The following is a 20,129-nucleotide window of genomic DNA, read 5'->3' as shown; positions in this document are numbered from 1 at the left end:
CAGCCGCTCGGCTTCGTCGCCGAGCCGGGGCTCACTTAGCCAAAGCGGCCGGAGATGTAATCCTCAGTAGCCTTCTGCGTGGGATTGGAGAAGATCTTCTCGGTGTCGTCGATCTCGACCAGGCGGCCGGGCTTTCCCGCGCCTTCTAGGTTGAAGAACGCCGTCTGATCACTCACCCGCGCGGCTTGCTGCATGTTGTGAGTGACGATGACGATGGTGTAGTCCTGCTTCAATTCACTGATCAGGTCTTCGATCGCCATCGTCGAGATGGGGTCCAGCGCCGAGCATGGCTCGTCCATGAGCAACACGTCAGGTTGCACGGCGATGGCCCGAGCGATGCACAGCCGCTGCTGCTGCCCACCGGACAATCCGCCGCCCGGCTTGTCCAACCTGTCTTTGACCTCGTCCCATAGATTGGCGCCACGCAGGGAGTATTCGGCCGTGTCGTCGAGCACTTGGCGATTGCGCACACCCTGCAGCTTCAGGCCGGCCACCACATTGTCGCGAATTGACATCGCTGGGAATGGATTAGGCCGTTGAAACACCATCCCGATTGCCCGGCGTACCCCGACCGGGTCAATGCCGGGTGCGTAAATGTTTTCATCGTCGAGCAGCACCGTGCCATCGACGCGAGCGCCGGGGATCACCTCATGCATCCGGTTCAGCGTGCGAAGCACCGTCGTTTTGCCGCAGCCCGACGCGCCAATGAATGCCGTCACGCTACGGGGCAGAACCGACAGCGACACATCAGCGACCGCGTGAAACGACCCGTAGTAGATGTTGACCTCCTTGAGGTCCAACCGTTTGGCCACTTATGCTCCTGCCGACGACTTCTTAAGGGCGAAGATCTTCGCGACCACCATGGCTCCGATATTGATGGTTGCGACGACCAAGATCAAAGTCAGCGCAGCGCGCGGCCACAAGTTCACCGCACCCGCGTTTGCTGGGTTGGGCGTTGTCACAGTGATCCCGTCGATATTGTCGTCTGCCGAGGCCATCCCGTTGGTCAAACAGTCACTGCATCGCGTTGATCGCGGCGACCAGGCGCGCCTTGACTTTATCCGGCAACGGAACGTAACCGGCCGAAGAGAGGCCGGCTTGGCCGTCGTTGACGGCGGTGGTGAGGAAAGCTTTGATCGCGGCTGCGGTGTCCGGCTCGTATCCGCCGGAGCACACGATCTCGTAGGTGGCCAGCATCAAGGGGTAGGTATTCGGCTCCTGCAGGCCGTAGATCGAGTTCAGCTCCAGTACGAGATCATGGCCACTGGCCGCGAACGAGACGGCGTCGACGGCCTTGCGGGCGGTTTCATCGGTAAGCGGGACCACGCCACTACCGGTGTTGAGCTGCGCGAACGGCACGCGGGCGTGATCGGCGAAGCCCTTCTCGACGTATCCGATCGCACCCGAGGTGGTCTGCACCGCCTGGATCACACCAGCTGACCGTTGCACACCCTCACCGACACCGCCGTGAAACTCGGTGCCAACACCTTTGGTCCAACTCTGAGGCGCGGCGGCGGTCAGATACTTCTGAAAGTTGTCGGTGGTTCCCGACGAGTCGTTGCGGTAGATGGGTGTGATTTTACTGTCGGGCAGCGCCACACCAGGATTGAGTGCGGCCAATACCGGATCGTTCCACATTCGAATCGCGCCGCTGAAGATCTTCGCCACCGCGTCAGCATCAACAATCAACGTTTGCACACCAGCCACGTTGTACACCAATGCAATTGGCCCAAACACCAACGGAAGATCCCACGCTGCATTGCCCTTGCACCGCTTGGCAGCCGGATCGAGCTGCGCCGCGACCAGCGGCGAGTCCGACCCGGCGAAGTCGACATGGCCGGCGATGAACTGCTCGCGCCCGGCACCCGACCCGGTTGGGTTGTACGACACCTTCTTGCCAGGACACGCCTGGCCCCACACCTGGTTGAACAACCTGATGGCGTTCAGTTGCGCGGTTGAGCCCTCAGCCGTCAACGAATTTTTGCCCCCACAAGCCGCCGGGCCGGGGGTTGCCGGCGACATCGCCGTGGAGCCGTTTCCGCGATTGTCGTCACCGCCGCAGGCGGCGAGAACCCCTCCGCATATCGCCGCAACAACCACCGCCATTGCCCTGCCCACCGTGTCGCGCCTCACCCGATCTCGCTTCCGACCGCATTCTCGACGGTTGCCGGCGCTGCTGGCCGTCTCCCACAGGGAGATTGCCAGGTCAGTCGGAAAGTATGCCCGGATATGCCCATCGGCTGGTTTCGGTCAGGTTTCCGTTGACGCAAGCGCGTAGGCTGTGTCGACGCTGTAGATCGTGAAACCCAGGCGTTGGTAGGTCCGCACCGCAGCCGCATTGTCGGATTCCACGTAGAGCATCACGGTGGGTTCGGCTGCATCTGCCAACCGTCGCGCCAGCGACGCAAGCCCAATCGACGTCAACAACTGACCCAGACCGCGACCCTGTGCCGACGGGTCGACACCTAAGACGTAAACCTCACCCAGGCCCGGGTGGTCGCTATGCACTTTGGTCCAGTGGAAGCCCAGCAGCCTGGCGGGTTCGTCGGGCCTGGCGTCGAAGGCCAGGAACAAGCCCGCCGGGTCGAACCACGGTTCGCTACGCCGCTCGGCGAGCTGGACTTCACTCCAGCCACCCTGTTCTGGGTGAGATGAGAAGGCGGCATTGTTGACCCGCAGCAGCTCGGCATCATCTGATGCGCCCGCGTAAGTGCGGACCCGCAGATCGTCGGGGATCGCCGGTTCGGAGATATCACGCAGCGGGCGCCGCATTTGCATCAGTTCGCGGACGGGGATCAGACCGAGCGCGGACCCGGTCGCCTGGGCGGGGGGCAGGGTGCCGTGCGCCCAGAACTGGTTGTGCCCGCCGGACTTGGCCAACGCCGCGCGTACCATCCCGGCGCCAATACCACGACGTCTGGCCTGCGGATGCACCACCAATTCCGCCATCGCGCCACCGCCCGTACTGAGGTTGAGGTAGCCGATGATTGCGTCGTCGGCGTCAGTGGCCAGCAGATGCTCGGTGCGTTCGTGACCCAATTCCCGCAGCACCTGTTCCCCAACAGGTGCCACCCCATCGAATTCGGTTGCCGCCGTGATCAGTTCGCGCACGCGTTGCTGCTCATCGGCGGTCATTGCGGAGCGCCAGCTAGGCGTTGTCACTGACTGCGCAACGGGTCGACCAGTGGGTCTTGGAAATCATCTCGCTCAGGCTCGCTGTCATCGCCGGTGTCGGATTCTGATACCGGAGCTCGACCGCGCGCTGGCCGAACCGCCTTATAACCGACGTTGCGTACGGTGCCGATCAACGCTTCATGTTCGGGACCGAGTTTGGCACGCAGTCGTCGTACATGCACGTCGACAGTCCTTGTGCCGCCGAAGAAGTCATATCCCCATACCTCGTGCAGCAGCTGCGCGCGAGTGAACACGCGGCCCGCGTGCTGCGCCAGGTATTTCAGCAGCTCGAACTCTTTGTAGGTGAGGTCGAGGGGGCGGCCGCGCAGCCGGGCGGTGTAGGTGCCTTCATCGATCACCAGCTCGCCCAGGCTCACCTTGCCCACGCTTTCCTGGTCAGCTAGACCTCCGCGGCGCCCGACCACCAGCCGCAGCCTGGCGTCGATCTCGGCGGGCCCGGTAGTCGGCAGCAATATCTCGTCGAGCCCCCAGTCCGCGCTGACCGCCACCAGCCCGCCTTCGCTCACCACCGCCAATACCGGGGCTGACCGTCCCGCTGTGCTCAACAGACGGCATAGACCGCGCGCAGCCGAGAGGTCATGGCGCGCGTCGACAAGCACCGCGTCGGCGTTTCCCGCCTCCAGCAGTGAGGAAGCCTCCGCAGGCGCTGTCCGCACAGTGTGGGGAAGCAGCGACAGCGAGGGCAAGACCGGGTCGGGATACAGCTCCGAGGTCAGTAGTAATAACTCCAACAAGCCCCTCCAGCGTCGTGGGAAAGGCATCTCCCAGATTCATCGCGCTATGTGACGTTAGCGGCCAGCTGATCTAACGATAACGTGCCACCTGGTCTTTGGCGCTGCGACGATGCGTTCCGGGGCGGAACGCTGAGGAGCAGCGCGATCAGAACGGGCGCTGCGACGATGCGTTCCGGGGCGGAACGCTGAGGAGCAGCGCGATCAGAACGGGCGCTGCGACGATGCGTTCCGGGGCGGAACGCTGACTGTGAACCGGCGGCTTTGAGTGTGCACACAGGGTGGAAAATCCGCGATTCCTCCTCCCTAGACGCTCGCTCAAAGCCATCAGCGCACACTCAACTCACCAAGCGCCGACCCAGCCCGCTGATAGGCCACAATATGCGGATGCGCAAGGTGCTGATCGGTGTGACCGCCGCGACGATCGTCGCCGTCGTCGTCATCATCGGCGCCATCGGCGTCGACTTCGGGGCCAGCATCTACGCCGAATACCGGCTCTCGATCAGTGTGCGCAAGGCGGCAAATCTGGGATCGGACCCCTTCGTCGCAATCCTCGGATTTCCGTTCATCACGCAGGCGATGCGTGACCACTACAACGAGCTGGAAATCAAGGCCTTCGCCGTCGAGCACGCGACGGTCGGCAGCGCCACTCTCGAGGCCACCATGCACTCGATCGACCTGACCAACACGTCGTGGCTAATCGGCCCCGATGCCAAGCTCTCGGTGCATGAGCTAGAGAGCCGCATCATCATCGACTCCACGCACCTGGGCCGCTACCTGGGGATTAGCGACCTGATGGTGCAGGCGCCGCCTCAGGAGAGCAACGACGCCACCGGCGGCACTACCGAATCAGGGATATCCGGCAGCCACGGCCTGGTGTTCAGCGGCACCCCGAAATCGGCGATCTTCGATCACCGGGTCAGCGTCTCGGTAGACCTCTCGATGGCCCCCGACGACCAGACCACCTTGGTGATTACCCCCACAGGCGTGGTGACCGGGCCGGACACCGCGGACCAACCCGTTCCGGCTGATAAACGGGACGCCGTACTGCACGCCTTCACCGGCAGGCTGCCGAACCAAAAGCTACCGTTCGCGGTGGCACCGAACACAGTGGGTGCGCGGGGCTCGGATGTCATCATCGAAGGCATCACCTACGGGGTCACGGTCTCGCTCGACCAGTTCAAGCAGTCGTGAGGATGGGGTGGTCGCTTCGGCTGGACAGCCTCGACCGCTGTTGGCTTGATCACTATGTCATTGGGTAAGCTGACCGACGTGTCAGCTCGCACCCAGCCCTTGCGCACCAAGCGCCGCACAGCGGATTTGTGTCGCATCGCTGGCTGTTGTTGTTGCTGTTGCTGTAGCCGCTGATTAGCCGCGCCCACCCACGCAGCACTCGGAGCCTACCCTGACGTGTCTCCCGTTCCGTGCAACAGGCGCATCTACACGCATTAGCCAGAAGAATCGAAAGGACCGAAACCATGGCACGCTCTGACGTCCTGGTCTCTGCCGACTGGGCTGAGAGCAACCTAGACGCCGCCGATGTCGTCTTCGTTGAGGTTGACGAAGACACTAGCGCTTACGACGGCGGCCACATCGCCGGCGCTATCAAGCTGGACTGGCGCACGGATTTGCAAGACCCGGTTAAGCGCGACTTTGTCGACGCCCAGCAGTTCTCCAAGTTGCTCAGCGACCGCGGCATCTCCAACGACGACACCGTGATCCTGTACGGCGGCAACAACAACTGGTTCGCGGCCTACGCCTACTGGTACTTCAAGCTGTACGGGCATAACAAGGTCAAGTTGCTCGACGGCGGCCGCAAGAAATGGGAGCTCGACGGACGCCCGCTGTCCAGCGACCGGGTCAGCAGACCCGCGACCTCCTACACCGCGGCGGCGCCGGACAACTCGATTAGGGCGTTCCGAGACGAGGTCATCGCCGCCATCAACGTCAAGAACCTCGTAGACGTGCGCTCCCCTGACGAGTTCTCCGGCAAGATCCTGGCGCCCGCGCACCTACCGCAGGAACAAAGCCAGCGGCCCGGGCACATCCCAGGCGCGATCAATGTGCCGTGGAGCAAGGCCGCCAACGAGGATGGCACCTTCAAGTCCGAAGAGGAGTTGGCCAAGCTGTACGCCGACGCCGGCTTGGACGGCACCAAGGAAACGATTGCCTACTGTCGAATCGGGGAACGGTCATCGCACACCTGGTTCGTTCTGCAGGAATTGCTCGGGCATAGGAATGTCAAGAACTACGACGGCAGTTGGACGGAATACGGCTCCCTCGTGGGTGCCCCGATCGAGTTGGGAAGCTGATATGTGCTCTGCGCCAAAGCAAGGACTGACGTTGCCCGCCAGCGTCGATCTGGAGAAGGAAACGGTGATCACCGGCCGCGTCGTGGATCGCGACGGGCAAGCCATCGGCGGCGCGTTCGTGCGCCTGCTGGACTCGTCCGATGAGTTCACGGCTGAAGTCGTCGCGTCGGCCACCGGTGATTTCCGGTTCTTCGCCGCGCCGGGATCTTGGACCCTGCGCGCGTTGTCGGCGGCCGGCAACGGCGACGCCGTTGTGAAGCCTTCGGGCGCCGGCATCCACGAGGTAGACGTCAAGATCGCCTGACTGGCTACGGCCGGCCGGTCCCCGGAAGCCCTCTCCGGCGAATAGACTCGTCGCCGTGGTGCTGTTCTTCGAGATCATGCTGGTCCTAGCGACCGTGGTCATCGCGTGGTTCGCGCTGTATGCGCTGTATCGGCTTATCACCGACGAGTCGTGACCTCAGACGATCCCGCAGGTTCCGGTGACCGTGCCGTGGCTGCTGCGGCCGAACGTGCCAAGTTGACTGCCGCGCGCAATATCCCCGCCTTCGACGACTTGCCGGTCCCCACCGACACCGCGAACCTGCGCGAGGGCGCCAACCTGAACGACGCGCTGCTGGCACTGCTGCCGCTGGTCGGTGTATGGCGCGGCGAAGGCGAGGGCCGCGGCCCCGACGGCGACTACCGATTCGGCCAACAGATTGTCGTGTCGCACGACGGCGGCGACTATCTGAATTGGGAAGCCCGCTCGTGGCGGCTCAGCGAGTCGGGTGACTATCAGGAACCGGGTCTGCGTGAGACGGGCTACTGGCGTTTCGTCGCCGATCCCGACGACCCGAGCGAGTCCCAGGCGATCGAGCTGCTGTTGGCCCATTCGGCCGGTTACGTCGAGTTGTTCTACGGGCGGCCGCGTACCCAGTCGTCGTGGGAGTTGGTGACCGACGCGCTGGCCCGGAGTCGGTCAGGCGTGCTGGTCGGCGGGGCAAAACGGCTCTACGGCATCGTCGAGGGCGGAGACCTCGCCTATGTCGAGGAACGCGTGGATGCCGACGGCGGACTGGTGCCGCATCTCTCGGCGCGACTGTCCCGGTTCGTCGGATAGCCGGCCCAGCCCTGGCGTAGCCCTCGCCCAGCCCGGTCGGTGTTGCCTTCGGCCGATGATTCTGCTTACTGTTCGACGTCCGAGCAGCCGATGTCCGACGAAAGGAAGTCGACGGATGCCGCGTACCAGGACAACTCCGCCCGTGGCGCGGTGGACCGTATCCGCCATTGGGCTGGTGTTGCTCGGCTACCTTGCCGCGCTGGCTCTACAACCTCGTATCCTCGACGTTCTGCCGTCGTGGCTGGCGTGGTTCGGGCGTCCGGGGTCGATGCTAACGCTCGTGATTGTGGTGGTCGTGCTGATCGCGGTGTGTGTGCTGACCTTTCGATCGAACGGCAGCCACCGATTGGTGGGCGTTTCGTTCACCGTGATTGCAGTCCTCATCACGATGAGCGCGGTGCTGGGCCTTAGCTCGTATTGGTGGTGTCACGACGCAAACCATCCAGCGTTTTTCACCCCGCTGATGGCAACCGCCCAGCTGGTCAAGGGCGGCATTGGCGACTATTCGCTGAGCGGACGAACCTGCCCCAACCCAACTCCGGTCGGGCTGGAGCTGGCACGGATAGCGGCGTTGGCGGCAATCTTCACCGGCTTGGGCGGCGTCGTGGTCGGCGTATTCCGGTCCCAGGTGGACCGGCTCCGGGCAAACATCGCCGACTCCGTCACCGCAATCGTGGGCATCGACAACGACACCCAATCAATCATCAGTGGCGTCGCGCGCACCCTGGACCGACGCAGCACGTTGGTCGTCATCACCAGCGCCGGCGACGACCGCGTACAGCGGGCACGCAGGCAGGGTGCCCGGGTGGTGTTGGTGGATTTCAACACGCCGTCGAGCCTGGTGTCGCTGCGACTGTGGCGCCACCTCGGACGTTTGTATCTGATGGCGCCCGATCCGGCGACCAACCTGTTGTGGCTGGACCTGATCAGCCGTCGACTGGCCGAGGTCGGCACCAAACAGCGGTTACCCCTCATCGTGCGCATCGATGACCCGTGGTTGGCCGAGGCGTGGCGTGCCCAACAATTCGGCGGATCCGACACCCGATGGGCGGCCGATGTGGTCGGCAAGTACGAGATAACCGCCGGCCGGCTACTCGACAGCATCATCGCAGCAAGGACCATTCAACGTGTGTTCGTCTGCGGCACTTCGCAATTGACGCTTGCTTTGTGCGCGGACCTAACCCGTCGCGCCCTGGAACGCGACTTCTACAGCCCACCCGGAGAGCCCCCGTTGCCGGCGCTGACCCTGGTCGAACGAAACGCCGACGAGTACCTGGAAGATCACGAATTTTACCGGCAGCAAGCCGGATTCGCGTCGGACGGACCGACGATCGACGCGGTGACGGAAGGGCCGACGGTCCCGACCATGCTGCGTCTGCTCGGCGATGTTGACCCGCTAACGAGCGCCGTGATTCTGGTCGATAGCAATGCCTCGACGACGGGTACCAGGTTAGCCGCGCGCTTCCCCGACATGCCGGTCTACGCCTGGGATCTCAACGCCCATGCGGCCGACGAGGATTCGTCGCAGATCGTCGGCCTACTGCAGACCTACAGCCTGGCACTGGACACCCGGGAAGGCCAGATCCAGGATGCTTGGGAACGCGCGGCCAGGCTGATCCACGAGCGTTATGTCGCGACGATCGACCCGAGTTGGCCACGGGGTCCGGCGGCGGTGCCGTGGATCGAGCTCGACGAGTTCTATCGCGGGTCGAACCGGCGTCAGGTGCGCAATGCGTTGTGGATGGTTGAACAGATCGCCGGACACACCTGGAACACTTGGGGCAGCCCCCCGGCACAGCTGTCTGGCAGCGACATGGCGGTTTCGCCGCCGCTGGAGCAGCTCGCTCTCATGGGCTTCGACCACTACTCCGCGCTGAGCATGGCGAAGGCAGAACACGAAGACTGGTGCCGCTACTACCGCCGCAACGGCTGGAAATATGGCACGCCCCGTGATGACTCGCGCAAGATTCACGACAAGCTGGTGGATTGGTCTGTGGTTGAAAGCAATCCGGATCTGCTCAACGCCGCGGTGCGCAGTTTGGCAGCCACGCTGTGGAGCCTGCGTCAACTCGGCTATCGATCACGTCCCCTGTGGCAGTCGTTCACCAGGGTGGGAACCGTCATCGCGGAACAGCGAAGCGCTCCATGGACGTGGAAGTCCGATTCAGGGCACACCATGACGGCCAACGCCGGGGACTGGGCGGTACACGCAGACGGAAAACTTTGGTCGGTGCGCGACGATATCTTCCGCGACACCTATGAGCCCGTCGGGGACGGGAAGTGGCGCAGAAAAGGGCGGGTCCAAGCGCGGCCAGCGCTTGCGGGCGAAACGATCAACACGCTCGAGGGTCCCACGGTGGCGGCCGATGGCGACTGGGTGGTGCGCGGCGCTGACGGCGAACAATGGCCGGTTCCCGGTAAAGAGTTCGTCGAGCGTTACGCGGAATTTCATCCGCCCGCAGACGCCCACGCACCAACAGCGGCTGATAGCTGATCGACCCGATTGCTGTGGATAGCGCCATGCGCTACCGTCGCAGCACGGATTCGCCGTGTTAGCTCATGTGCCTCAGTTGAGGAGACCAAGTATGGCCATATTCATCAGCTACTCGAGCCAAGACAGGTCGTCGCTCGAAGCCCTGACGACCGCGCTGAAGCGTGCTCAGCAGCAAGTCTGGTTCGACCAGGAGTTAGGCGGTGGCGACGCGTGGTGGAACGCGATCCTGGAGCAGATCCGGTCCTGTGAGGTATTCATCGTCGCGCTGTCTAACAACTGGCTACAGTCCAAGCCCAGTCAGGCGGAGTTGCGCTATGCGCAGGCGCTGAATCGGCCGATCCTTCCCGTCAAGGTGGGGCCGGTCGACAGCGTCCGCGTCAATCCCGTCTCGACGCTGCAAATCATCGACTACCAGAAACCGACCGTTGATGCCGGCATTCAACTGGTCACCGCAATCCATGCGCTGCGCGACAAGGCTGGGCCGCTTCCGTCGCCGCTGCCGGATGAGCCACCGGTGCCGTTCGGCTACATCATGCGGTTGGGCAACACCCTGTCGGAGAAGGAACTCAGCCCGCAGCAGCAGCTCCAATTGTTGGTGGAACTGCGATCCGGACTCGATGAGGACGGCGACGACCCCAGCGCGCGAAGCGACATCGCCCAACTGCTGCGCATGCTGCGAATGCGGCACGACGTCACCTACCGCACTCGAAGTGAAATCGACAACGTGCTGGCCGAGATCGACGCGAAAGGCAAACCGGCGGCGGGCCCGTCGCCGACACCAGCCGCCAAGACTGAACCGCAGCCGCCGGCGGGCGCAGGCACCGCGCCGCCAACCCCGCCGCGCCCACCCGCGGGGCAACGCGTCTCGGCGACGCCGGCAAGTGCCACGGCCGGCGGTGGATCGAACAAGCGGCTGCTGATCATCGGCGGTGCCGCCCTGGCCGCCGTCGTGGCGATCGTGCTGATCGCGGTCTTCGCCACTCAGGGAGGGGGCGGGCAGAAGCCGGCTGCAAAGCCGGACGGTTCAGCGGCAGCGGCGCCGGCCTCGTCGTCACGCGTCGAGTCGGTCCTCCTCAGCGCTCAAGAGATCGGCACCATACTGGGCGACCCGAACATGCAATCCTCAGGGCGCGGCGACCAGTTGCACGCGCAGCATGGAACACTGTCAAACCCGGACTGCCTGGGGACTTTCGAGCCGCTCGAGGAGAGCCTGTATCGGCCCTACGGCCCCACCGCAATGCGCAGCGAGGCGCTCAAGACCACGGGAAGCGACGCGGGTCACCAAGTGGTCCAAGCCGCGGCAATCTTCCCGTCGGCCGACAAGGCCCGCGCGTTTGTCGAGGCGTCGGCTGAAAGATGGCGGGCGTGCGCCAACCAGACCGTCACGTTCACCAGCTCGGGCAAGCCGGTCGAGTGGAACGTCGGGGAGGTTACCGGGGGCGCACCGACGATCACGCAAGTGCGCACGCGGGCCGACGGCAACGGCCGGACCTGCCAGCATGCGCTGAGCGCAGTGGATGATGTCGTCATTGACGTCCAGGCGTGCGGGCCGGATATCACCGACGGAGCCGGCAAGATTGCCGAGCAGATGGGCAACAAGGCCAAGAAGTAGTCGCTTATCGGTCTTGCGACATGGAACGGCCCCCGAGCGCTTTTGGCCGGTGGGACAGACCGGAACTCGGGGGCCGGGTGGCTGCGGGGAATTCGCCAGCGCGCGTTGTCGCCAGCTCTTCCGAGCTACTGCCGCTAGCGCGCAGCCACCTCACATGTCCATGAAGTTATCAATTTCGCGGACCACCTCCTTCCCTGTGTAGGGCCGACCGTACCCGCACTCCGGGTCACCCACAACAGAATTCGTGGTCTCAGCGATCACTGACGATGGCAGCGTCCACCAGCTCGGCGAAGGCCGCGGCGAACGGGGCACGCGGTAATCGCCGGCCGTCGAGTGTATGCACGCGGGCGGCGAGGGTCATGCTTGATATCAACCAGATTCCCTGGGCCTCAAGGAGATCCGCGATCCGCAGCGCTCGGTAGTCGCAGTCGTACCCCTTGGCGCGGGCGACCTCGAACAGCGCCTGTTGTGTGGTGCCCCGCAGAATCGGGTACCACGGCGGCGGCGTCAACAGACAGGGGTTGCCGCCGACCCCGTCTTCACTGTCGGCGGCGATCACCACCGTCGAACGCGGGCCTTCCAATATGTAGCCGTCCGAGCTGACGAAAATGACGTCGCCGGCGCCCTGCCGGTCGGCGTGGCGCAGCACGGCCATGTTCACTGCGTAAGACAGTGTTTTGGCGCCGGCCATCAACCAAGGCATCGCGTCGACACCGACGGCCGGCAACCCTCGATTCAGCGTGATCGCCGATACGCCATCGCGTCGGACCGTAGCCACCCGCTCTGGGACGGGGTTGACCATCACATAAGCGGTCGGGCCGGTCGGCGCCGACCCGCTCTCGCGACCGCGGCTGTAGATCAGTCGCATCGCACCTTCGTCACCCGTACCCCTTACCCAGCGCCGTGTGGCCACGTCGATCGCGTGCCGCCAGCTGCGGAGGTCCGGTTCCGGCAGATCCATCAATTTGGCAGATTGAGTCAGCCGCTGCAGGTGCGGCTCCACCAGGCAGGCGGCGCCGTCGCGCACCAGCAGCGTCTCGAAGACGCCATCGCCTCGTACCGCGGCTAGGTCATCGGCGTGCAACAGGGGTGTTTCCGTCTCGAGGATCTCACCGTCGAGCGTGACCACCACACCAGCCATGAGTGAGCAGCCTAACCGTGGCGATCGCAAGCGCGGCCTTGGCCGGGCGCAGCGGGTCGCCACCATCAGACCGCGACACGTTACCGCCCAACGCGACGCTGGCGTGACGTTCGCCGCCCAACGTGACGCTGGCGTCACGCTCGACGGGCAAAGCTCCGTAGAGTTGTTGTGTGACTGCAGTCCCCGCCCCAGAGCCTGGACCCGACGCGGGTGCGATCTGGCACTATGGCGATCCACTGGGCGAGCAGCGGGCCGCCGAAGCCGATGCCGTGCTGGTGGACCGCTCGCATCGAGCCGTAATCACGCTGACCGGAGGCGACCGGCAGACGTGGCTGCACAGCATCTCCACACAACACGTCAGCGCACTGCCGGAAGGCGCCAGCACACAGAATCTCAGTCTCGACGGCCAGGGCCGAGTCGAGGACCACTGGATGCAAACCGAGCTGGGGGGCACCACTTACCTCGATACCGAGCCCTGGCGGGGTCAACCGCTGCTGGACTACCTCCGCAAGATGGTGTTCTGGTCCGACGTCACTCCAGGCAGCGCGGACATCGCGGTGCTGTCGCTCCTGGGCCCCCGGCTGGCGGACCGGCCGCTGCTCGACGCACTGGGTTTGGCTTCGCTGCCTGCGGAGACGACGGCGGTGCCGCTGGATCGCGGTTTTGTGCGCCGGATGCCGGGCTCGTCCGCCGGCCAAGTAGAACTGGACCTGCTGCTACCGCGCGGTGATTGGGCTGACTTGCAGCTGCGCCTGACGCGGGCGGGCGTACGACCGGCGGGGATATGGGCCTATGAAGCTCACCGAGTAGCCCACCGGGTGGCCGCGCGGCGTCCGCGACTAGGCGTGGACACCGACGAACGCACCATTCCCCACGAGGTGGGTTGGATCGGCGGTCCGGGTGAAGGCGCGGTCCATCTCGACAAAGGCTGCTATCGCGGGCAGGAGACCGTCGCCCGGGTGCACAACCTGGGAAGGCCGCCCCGAATGCTGGTGTTGTTGCACCTCGATGGGTCGGTCGATCGGCCGTCCACGGGTGACGCGGTCCTGGCTGGCGGTCGCACAGTCGGACGGCTGGGAACGGTGGTCGAGCACATCGACCTGGGGCCGGTGGCATTAGCCCTGGTCAAGAGGGGGTTGCCGGCGGACACCGAGTTGATGACAGGCCCGGAAGCTGACGTCGCCGCCGTAATCGACACCGAGTCGTTGCCACCCGCCGACGACGTCGGTGCCGGACGACTGGCCGTCGAGCGGTTGCGAGGCCAAAACCGATAGCGTCCACACGGCAGGCAGGCCGCACCCACGCCTACCCGTGAGGCACGGTAAACTGTCGGCAGGACAATAACGACACTAAGAGATCGGAGCCGCCTCCTCGTAGGCCGCTCCGTTATTTCGCGAGGGGGTCCCCCCATGGGCCGCGGCCGGGCTAAGGCAAAGCAGACCAAGGTTGCTCGAGAACTGAAATACAGCTCCCCCCAGACCGACTTCCAGCGGCTTCAACGCGAGCTGTCAGGGACGAGCACCGACGAATCCGACCGGGTGGACGGCTCCGACGATAAGGGCCCCGATGACGCTTGGTACGACGAGGACGACTGGCGCCGCTAGAACTGATTGCCCACTTTAGGGCCGGTTCTTAAAATCTCGGGTGCTGCCCGACCAATTTGGCTCGCGGGCCTGCTTTTCCGCCTTTGCAGACGGTCCCCAAAACCCAGCAGTTCAGGTGCCGCGCGGTCAGTATCGCCAAGGCGCGGTCGGTGTCTTCAGGGGCGACCACGGCGATCATGCCTACGCCCATATTGAACGTCTTTTCCATCTCGGCCCGCGTGACCCGGCCGCGCTGCGCAATCATGGCGAACACCGGGGCCGGCGTCCACGTGCCGCGGTCCACCTCGGCAACCAGCCCATGGGGGATGACACGCGCCAGGTTGCCCGCCAACCCACCGCCGGTGACATGGCAAAACGTGCGGACATGGGTCTCGGCAGCCAGCGCCAGGCAGTCCTTGGCGTAGATGACAGTGGGCTCCAGCAGTTCTTCGCCCAGGGTGCGCCCGAACTCCTCCACGTATCCAGCGAGGTTCATCCGGTCGATGTCGAGCAGGACGGCGCGGGCCAGCGAGTAGCCGTTGGAATGTAGACCGGACGATCCCATCGCGAGAATGACGTCGCCGGGTTTGACGCGGTCCGGCCCGAGGATATTGTCGGCCTCGACAACGCCGACGCCGGTGGCCGAGAGATCGTAATGATCCGGCTCCATCAAGCCAGGGTGTTCGGCGGTCTCGCCGCCCAGCAGTGCACAGCCTGCCCGCACGCAGCCTTCGGCGATGCCGCTGACGATCGCGCTCAGTCGCTCAGGCACGGTTCGGCCGACGGCGATGTAGTCCTGTAGGAACAGCGGCTCGGCGCCGCAGACCACCAGGTCATCTACCACCATGGCGACCAGGTCGAGGCCGACGGTGTCGTGCTTGTCCATCGCTTGTGCCACCGCCAGCTTCGTGCCAACACCGTCAGTGGAGGCCGCAAGCACGGGTTCGCGATAGCCGCCGCGCAGGGCGAACAATCCGGCGAATCCGCCTAGCCCACCGCGCACCTCAGGTCTGGTGGCCTTGGTGGCCAACGGCTTGAACAACTCGACAGCACGGTCACCGGCTTCAATATCCACCCCGGCCGAGGCGTAGGTGATGCCCTGGTTGCTGAAACTTCGTCCGGAGCTTTCAGGGCTATCTAGGGGATCCGTCATCGCGATAAAGGCTACCGGGCCGCGCGCACCGCCGGTATCAGCAGCCGGTGCAGTCATACCGACTGCTTACGGCAGCCGTCGGTCAGTGCCGAACTGGGACTTCATCGGCGGCCAGATCGCCCAGTGAGGCACCGCGAGCCGCATTAGCGAGCATGTGCTCGATGACGTTCTTGCCCAGTGCGGTCTCGCCGGGCAGCTCGATCGGGTACGCGCCGTCGAAGCAGGCCGTGCATAACCGTGAGGCGGGTTGCTCGGTCGCGGCGATCAGACCACGCAACGAAATGTAGCCCAACGTATCGGCGTTGATGGCATGCCGGACCGCCTCGAGCATCTCCCCCTCGTCTTCGACTGCGTTGGCGATCAACTCAGCCGGCGACGGGAAGTCGATGCCGTAGAAGCATGGCCACTTCACCGGCGGTGAGGCGATTCGCACATGCACTTCGAGGGCACCGGCCTCGCGCAGCATTCGCAGTAGGGCGCGCTGGGTGTTGCCCCGCACGATTGAGTCGTCGACGACGATGAGCCGCTTGCCGCGGATCACCTCTTTGAGCGGGTTCAGCTTCAGCCGGATGCCGAGCTGACGGATCGTCTGTGACGGCTGGATGAATGTGCGCCCGACATAGGCGTTCTTCATCAAGCCCTGCCCATAGGGAATACCGGACTCCTGTGCGTACCCAACCGCGGCCGGGGTGCCGGACTCCGGCACGCCGATCACCAGGTCGGCGTCCACCGGGCATTCACGAGCCAACCGACGGCCGATCTCCAGCCGAGAGGCGTGCACCGACCGGCCGGCGATCGTGCTGTCGGGCCGGGCCAGGTAAACGTATTCGAAGACGCAGCCCTTCGGCGTGGGGTTGGCGAACCGCGTGGATCGCACCCCGTCGGCATCGATCGCCAGCAATTCCCCGGGCTCGATGTCGCGAACGAACGAAGCGCCGACGATGTCGAGCGCGGCCGTTTCGGAGGCCACCACCCAGCCCCGATCCAGCCGTCCCAGCGACAGCGGCCGGACCCCATGTGGATCGCGGCAGGCATACAACGTGGTTTCGTCCATGAACGTCAGGCAGAACGCTCCGCGCACTGTCGGCAGCAATTCCAGCGCCGCCTGCTCCAGGGTGGAATCGGCCGCGCCATGGGCCAGCAGCGCGCCGAGGATGTCAGAGTCCGTTGTCGCCGGGGCCGGGCAGCGCGTGGCGATCAAACCCGCATCGCGGGCGCGGGCCGCCAGGGCAGCCGCGTTGACCAGATTCCCGTTGTGTCCCAACGCAACCCCGGTGCCGGCGGCGGTATTGCGGAACACGGGTTGGGCGTTTTCCCACGTTGTATCGCCTGTGGTCGAGTAGCGGCAGTGTCCGATGGCGACGTGGCCCTGCATGGCCGCCAAAGTCTGCTCATCGAACACCTGGCTGACCAGGCCGAGGTCTTTGAAGACCAACACCTGGGATCCGTCGGCGACCGCGATTCCCGCGGCTTCCTGGCCACGATGCTGCAACGCGTACAGGCCGTAGTAGGTGAGCTTGGCGACATCTTCACCGGGGGCCCAGACCCCGAATACACCACACTCTTCCCGGGGCGAGTTCAGGTCTTGCTCGGGCTGCTGGACGGTCACGGTTTGGCGGCTCCCTGGGGCGCGATTGGTGACGATACGGAGTCTACGGGCACTGTGGCCCCATCGCCGAATCAAACTCGTGTGTTTGCATGGGACAAACTGCACATTCACCACAAAACCGCAGCTCAGCCCGCAAGTTCAGGTCAAATTCACAAGCGGCAACCAATGTTGGATTTCGCGGGCTCGGGACCCTGAAAGGGTCAACGCCCCCGTCTGCGTCGCCTCGGCCAACCGCAGCAGGCCGGTGGCTAGCAACAGCCACGTCCGCGGATCGGTTTCGACAACATTGGGCGGGGTGCCGCGGGTGTGCCTAGGCCCGGACACGCATTGCACCGCGACAAATGGTGGGATTCGGACTTCCACGCTGGCGCCGGGGGCCAGCGCAGCGAGAGTGCGCGCCGTGAGCCGCACCGCCGTTGCCAGAGCGTCCCGGTCGGGCGCCGGAGAGGTTTCGTCGCGTAGCCAGTCCGCAATGGTCAACACGGAGTGACGAGTTGTTGCCGGATCGGCCTTGTCGCGGGCGCCCATACCTTAGGGTCTCAGAATCATGGAGCGTCGCCGTCGGGGAAGGCGGCCACCTTACCGGACCATCGGGCTGATTGCGCTGATGGTGTTGCTGCTCGCCGGCACGGCCTTGTATTGGCAGTTTCGGGGGAATTTCACCCCGAAGGCGCACTTGACGATGAGAGCTCCGCGGGCCGGCTTGGTGACGGATCCGGGAGCGAAGGTCACCTACAACGGCGTGCAGATCGGCCGGGTGGCCAACATTTCGGAGGTTGCGCCCAACGGCGTGCCGATGGCGCAGCTGGTGCTGGACGTGGATCCGAAGTACCTCAGCTCGATTCCGGCCAATGTGGCGGCCGAAATCAAGGCCACCACCGTCTTCGGAAACAAGTATGTGGCCCTGACATCCCCAAAATCGCCGGAAAACCCTGCACCACAACACGTCACATCGTCGACGATGATCGATGCGACAAGGGTGACAACGGAGTTCAATACGTTGTTCCAGACGCTGACCTCGATCACCGAGAAAGTCGATCCGGTCAAAGTCAATCTGACGCTCAGCGCGGCCGCTGAGGCCCTGAGCGGGCTGGGCGACAAGTTCGGCGCCGCCGTGCTCAACGGCAACGCAAGCCTCGATCAGGTTAACCCACGGATGCCGCAAGCCCGCCACGACATTGCGCAGCTGGCGGCTCTGGGTGACATCTACGCCGACGCCGCACCCGACCTATGGGATGCGCTCAACCACGCGGTGCCCACGGCACAGTCCGTCAACAAGCGGCGAGGCGACTTGGATACGGCGTTGCTAGCGGCGGCCGGATTGGGCAATACCGGCTCCGACGTGTTCGGGCGCGGCGGGCCATACCTGGCGCGTGGGGCCGCCGACCTGGTCCCCACGAGCCAGCTGCTCGACGAGTACAGTCCCGAAATCTTGTGCACCATCCGCAACTACCACGACGTGGCACCCCGCGTCCATGCCGCCGTCGGCGGTGACAACGGCTACTCACTGGGCGCGGCTTCAGGCAGCATCACGGGAGCGACAAACCCATATGTCTATCCGGAGAATCTGCCCCGGGTCAATGCGAGGGGGGGACCCGGCGGGCGACCGGGCTGCTGGAAGGAAATCACCCGCGACTTGTGGCCGGCGCCGCTTCTGGTGATGGACGTTGGCGCCAGCCTGGCGCCATACAACCACTTCGAACTTCCGTCACCGCTGGTTCTCGACTATGTATGGGGTCGGCAGGTGGGTGACAACACCATCAACCCCTAACCGAGGGAAATCCATGACACTGTCGCCTTCGCGGACGCTCGCGGCTGTGGTTGCGGGCGTGCTGGCGCTCACCGGCTGCACCGGCGCACACCCGGGTACGCCCAGCGCGGGCTGCCGGACCCTGGCCGCCGATCCCGGATGGTATGGGGATAATCGCGACCGGATTGACGGCATGATTAGGCAACTGGGGACCTGCGGTAAAGCCGGATCCGTCACCAGCGGCGCCCCTTTGGCGTTGTTCGACTGGGACAACACGATGGTGCGAAACGACATCGGGAACGCGACATTCTTCTGGATGGTGCGCAACTCCAAAATCCGTCAACCCGCCAACCGGGATTGGACCACCACCAGCGCATACCTGACACCACCAGCCGCTGCTGCGCTGGCCGCCGCATGTGGTGAACTCGCCGATCCCGGCCAGCCGTTGCCCACCGGCGCCAACACTGGATGTGCGGACGAGCTGGTGTCGGTGTACACCAACCGCGAGACCCGCTCAGGGGCAACGGCGTTCGGCAACTTCAATCATCGCCGCATGCAACCCTCCGATGCCTGGGGAGCGCAACTGCTGGCCGGCTGGAGCGACGCGGAGGTAACCGGATTCGCCGCAGCGGCCCGGCAGGAAAACCTGGACGCCCCCGAGAAGGCTGAGCAGACGGTCGGCACATCCCACCAGGTCGGCTGGGTGCGTTATTACGCACAGATGCGGGATCTCGTCGCAACCCTGCAGGCCAATGGATTCGACGTGCGCGTCGTCTCCGCATCCGCCGAGCCGATCGTCCGGCTTTGGGCCGCTGACGTCGGTATCGCCGCCGACCGCGTGATGGGTGTTCGCACCGAACACGATGGTGACGTTCTGACGGCGCGTCTAGCAATGTGCGGCGGTGAGCCATCGATCCCCTACAACGAAGGCAAACGCTGCCGGGTCAACGAGCAGGTGTTCGGCGCGCCGGGCGCGGCGGCATTCCAGCAGCTGCCGCAGGAGCGGCGCCAGGCGTTCGGCGCAGGCGACTCCGACGGCGATGTGACCTTCATCTCGGACGCCACCGCATTGCGGCTGGTTCTCAATCGGAACCAGATCGAGCTGATGTGCCGGGCCTATTCCAACTCCGACGGCCGATGGCTGGTGAACCCGACATTCATCGAGCCGCTTCCGATGAGCCCGCCGTATCCGTGTGCTACCCAGGGTTTCGACGTGCCCGATGGCGGCCAGGGACCGCTGCTGCTACCGGACGGCAGCGTCGTCGCCGACCAGCCCGACCGGGTGTACTGACTGTGACGCACATACAACGGACAGGTTTACAGAAGATGTCGGCAATGCGCTAAATCTGCTGTGCTGCAAGCATTATCGACGTACCGCACAACTTCATGTGAAGTCCGTGCAAATGCACTGTCTCTACCATGCGCTGACGTCCGATCTATGAGATCC

At 64.6% G+C, this 20,129-nt stretch carries 19 protein-coding genes; 10 read left to right on the top strand and 9 right to left on the bottom strand.

Features of this window, described 5'->3' with window-relative positions:
- Positions 1-35: 35 nt before the first annotated feature.
- The 5 genes from pstB to MSIMFI_RS10700 all read right to left on the bottom strand — a co-directional run bounded on the left by pstB (position 36) and on the right by MSIMFI_RS10700 (position 3,929).
- The gene (gene pstB, locus MSIMFI_RS10720) at positions 36-812 is read right to left on the bottom strand and encodes a phosphate ABC transporter ATP-binding protein PstB (protein ID WP_191497186.1); all 777 of its coding nucleotides are present in this window, start codon (positions 810-812) and stop codon (positions 36-38) included.
- A complete protein-coding gene (locus MSIMFI_RS10715; protein WP_191497185.1) occupies positions 813-1,010 on the bottom strand; it encodes a hypothetical protein in 198 nt (65 codons plus the stop codon).
- A gap of 4 nt (positions 1,011-1,014) precedes the next feature.
- Positions 1,015-2,106 (bottom strand): phosphate ABC transporter substrate-binding protein PstS, encoded by a 1,092-nt coding sequence (gene pstS, locus MSIMFI_RS10710; protein WP_191498127.1) that lies wholly within the window; start codon positions 2,104-2,106, stop codon positions 1,015-1,017.
- A 144-nt stretch (positions 2,107-2,250) separates the two neighbouring features.
- Positions 2,251-3,162, bottom strand: coding sequence for a mycothiol synthase (gene mshD / locus MSIMFI_RS10705; RefSeq protein ID WP_191497184.1), 912 nt, complete (start codon positions 3,160-3,162; stop codon positions 2,251-2,253).
- On the bottom strand, positions 3,159-3,929 hold the full coding sequence (locus MSIMFI_RS10700; protein ID WP_191498126.1) for a winged helix-turn-helix transcriptional regulator: 771 nt from the start codon (positions 3,927-3,929) through the stop codon (positions 3,159-3,161). Before MSIMFI_RS10700 ends, mshD begins: the two co-directional genes overlap by 4 nt.
- Positions 3,930-4,307: 378 nt before the next feature.
- On the opposite strand from MSIMFI_RS10700, the gene lmeA reads away from it, so the two are divergent.
- The 6 genes from lmeA to MSIMFI_RS10670 all read left to right on the top strand — a co-directional run bounded on the left by lmeA (position 4,308) and on the right by MSIMFI_RS10670 (position 11,446).
- Positions 4,308-5,120: a mannan chain length control protein LmeA gene (gene lmeA / locus MSIMFI_RS10695; RefSeq protein ID WP_191497183.1), complete on the top strand. Its 813-nt coding sequence runs from the start codon at positions 4,308-4,310 to the stop codon at positions 5,118-5,120.
- Between the two features lie 284 nt (positions 5,121-5,404).
- Positions 5,405-6,238 carry a sulfurtransferase gene (locus tag MSIMFI_RS10690; RefSeq protein WP_191497182.1) on the top strand — a complete coding sequence of 278 codons (834 nt, stop codon included), beginning with the start codon at positions 5,405-5,407 and terminating at the stop codon, positions 6,236-6,238.
- Position 6,239: 1 nt separating this feature from the next.
- Positions 6,240-6,542, top strand: a complete 303-nt coding sequence (locus MSIMFI_RS10685; protein WP_191497181.1) for a DUF1416 domain-containing protein — start codon at positions 6,240-6,242, stop codon at positions 6,540-6,542.
- Positions 6,543-6,692: 150 nt separating this feature from the next.
- Positions 6,693-7,340: an FABP family protein gene (locus MSIMFI_RS10680; RefSeq protein WP_186244763.1), complete on the top strand. Its 648-nt coding sequence runs from the start codon at positions 6,693-6,695 to the stop codon at positions 7,338-7,340.
- 115 nt (positions 7,341-7,455) lie between these two features.
- Positions 7,456-9,834 (top strand): hypothetical protein, encoded by a 2,379-nt coding sequence (locus MSIMFI_RS10675; protein ID WP_191497180.1) that lies wholly within the window; start codon positions 7,456-7,458, stop codon positions 9,832-9,834.
- A 91-nt stretch (positions 9,835-9,925) separates the two neighbouring features.
- Positions 9,926-11,446, top strand: a complete 1,521-nt coding sequence (locus MSIMFI_RS10670; protein WP_191497179.1) for a sensor domain-containing protein — start codon at positions 9,926-9,928, stop codon at positions 11,444-11,446.
- Positions 11,447-11,696: 250 nt separating this feature from the next.
- On the opposite strand, the gene MSIMFI_RS10665 is transcribed toward MSIMFI_RS10670, so the two are convergent.
- A complete protein-coding gene (locus MSIMFI_RS10665) occupies positions 11,697-12,578 on the bottom strand; it encodes an aminodeoxychorismate lyase (RefSeq protein WP_191498125.1) in 882 nt (293 codons plus the stop codon).
- A 179-nt stretch (positions 12,579-12,757) separates the two neighbouring features.
- On the opposite strand from MSIMFI_RS10665, the gene ygfZ reads away from it, so the two are divergent.
- Together ygfZ and MSIMFI_RS10655 are read left to right on the top strand one after the other, a co-directional pair.
- Positions 12,758-13,861, top strand: a complete 1,104-nt coding sequence (gene ygfZ / locus MSIMFI_RS10660) for a CAF17-like 4Fe-4S cluster assembly/insertion protein YgfZ (RefSeq protein WP_191497178.1) — start codon at positions 12,758-12,760, stop codon at positions 13,859-13,861.
- Positions 13,862-13,996: 135 nt separating this feature from the next.
- Positions 13,997-14,191 (top strand): DUF3073 domain-containing protein, encoded by a 195-nt coding sequence (locus MSIMFI_RS10655; RefSeq protein WP_186244767.1) that lies wholly within the window; start codon positions 13,997-13,999, stop codon positions 14,189-14,191.
- A 28-nt stretch (positions 14,192-14,219) separates the two neighbouring features.
- On the opposite strand, the gene purM is transcribed toward MSIMFI_RS10655, so the two are convergent.
- From purM to MSIMFI_RS10640, 3 genes are all read right to left on the bottom strand, one after another.
- On the bottom strand, positions 14,220-15,323 hold the full coding sequence (purM, locus tag MSIMFI_RS10650) for a phosphoribosylformylglycinamidine cyclo-ligase (RefSeq protein WP_191498124.1): 1,104 nt from the start codon (positions 15,321-15,323) through the stop codon (positions 14,220-14,222).
- 82 nt (positions 15,324-15,405) lie between these two features.
- Positions 15,406-16,932 (bottom strand): amidophosphoribosyltransferase, encoded by a 1,527-nt coding sequence (gene purF / locus MSIMFI_RS10645; protein WP_186244768.1) that lies wholly within the window; start codon positions 16,930-16,932, stop codon positions 15,406-15,408.
- Between the two features lie 138 nt (positions 16,933-17,070).
- Positions 17,071-17,460 (bottom strand): sterol carrier family protein, encoded by a 390-nt coding sequence (locus MSIMFI_RS10640; protein ID WP_191497177.1) that lies wholly within the window; start codon positions 17,458-17,460, stop codon positions 17,071-17,073.
- 19 nt (positions 17,461-17,479) lie between these two features.
- Between MSIMFI_RS10640 and MSIMFI_RS10635 the strand changes: the two genes are divergently transcribed.
- Entirely contained in the window at positions 17,480-18,703 is a 1,224-nt protein-coding gene (locus MSIMFI_RS10635) for an MCE family protein (RefSeq protein WP_191497176.1), read from the top strand.
- A 13-nt stretch (positions 18,704-18,716) separates the two neighbouring features.
- A complete protein-coding gene (locus tag MSIMFI_RS10630) occupies positions 18,717-19,973 on the top strand; it encodes a haloacid dehalogenase-like hydrolase (protein ID WP_191497175.1) in 1,257 nt (418 codons plus the stop codon).
- Positions 19,974-20,129 lie beyond the last annotated feature (156 nt).

The sequence above is a fragment of the Mycobacterium simulans genome (assembly GCF_900232995.1).
In the GTDB taxonomy this organism is placed as follows: domain Bacteria; phylum Actinomycetota; class Actinomycetes; order Mycobacteriales; family Mycobacteriaceae; genus Mycobacterium; species Mycobacterium simulans.
The sequence above is the reverse complement of the archived record's forward strand: the minus strand, read 5'-3'. Positions and strand labels throughout refer to the sequence as shown.

Bases quoted from the DNA above. Each gene is read 5' to 3' on its own strand.
- pstS (WP_191498127.1), bottom strand. From the start codon at position 2,106: ATGGCGGTGGTTGTTGCGGCGATATGCGGAGGGGTTCTCGCCGCCTGC.
- lmeA (WP_191497183.1), top strand. From the start codon at position 4,308: ATGCGGATGCGCAAGGTGCTGATCGGTGTGACCGCCGCGACGATCGTC.
- MSIMFI_RS10690 (WP_191497182.1), top strand. From the start codon at position 5,405: ATGGCACGCTCTGACGTCCTGGTCTCTGCCGACTGGGCTGAGAGCAAC.
- MSIMFI_RS10685 (WP_191497181.1), top strand. From the start codon at position 6,240: ATGTGCTCTGCGCCAAAGCAAGGACTGACGTTGCCCGCCAGCGTCGAT.
- MSIMFI_RS10675 (WP_191497180.1), top strand. From the start codon at position 7,456: ATGCCGCGTACCAGGACAACTCCGCCCGTGGCGCGGTGGACCGTATCC.
- MSIMFI_RS10670 (WP_191497179.1), top strand. From the start codon at position 9,926: ATGGCCATATTCATCAGCTACTCGAGCCAAGACAGGTCGTCGCTCGAA.
- MSIMFI_RS10655 (WP_186244767.1), top strand. From the start codon at position 13,997: ATGGGCCGCGGCCGGGCTAAGGCAAAGCAGACCAAGGTTGCTCGAGAA.
- purM (WP_191498124.1), bottom strand. From the start codon at position 15,323: ATGACGGATCCCCTAGATAGCCCTGAAAGCTCCGGACGAAGTTTCAGC.
- MSIMFI_RS10640 (WP_191497177.1), bottom strand. From the start codon at position 17,460: ATGGGCGCCCGCGACAAGGCCGATCCGGCAACAACTCGTCACTCCGTG.
- MSIMFI_RS10635 (WP_191497176.1), top strand. From the start codon at position 17,480: ATGGAGCGTCGCCGTCGGGGAAGGCGGCCACCTTACCGGACCATCGGG.
- MSIMFI_RS10630 (WP_191497175.1), top strand. From the start codon at position 18,717: ATGACACTGTCGCCTTCGCGGACGCTCGCGGCTGTGGTTGCGGGCGTG.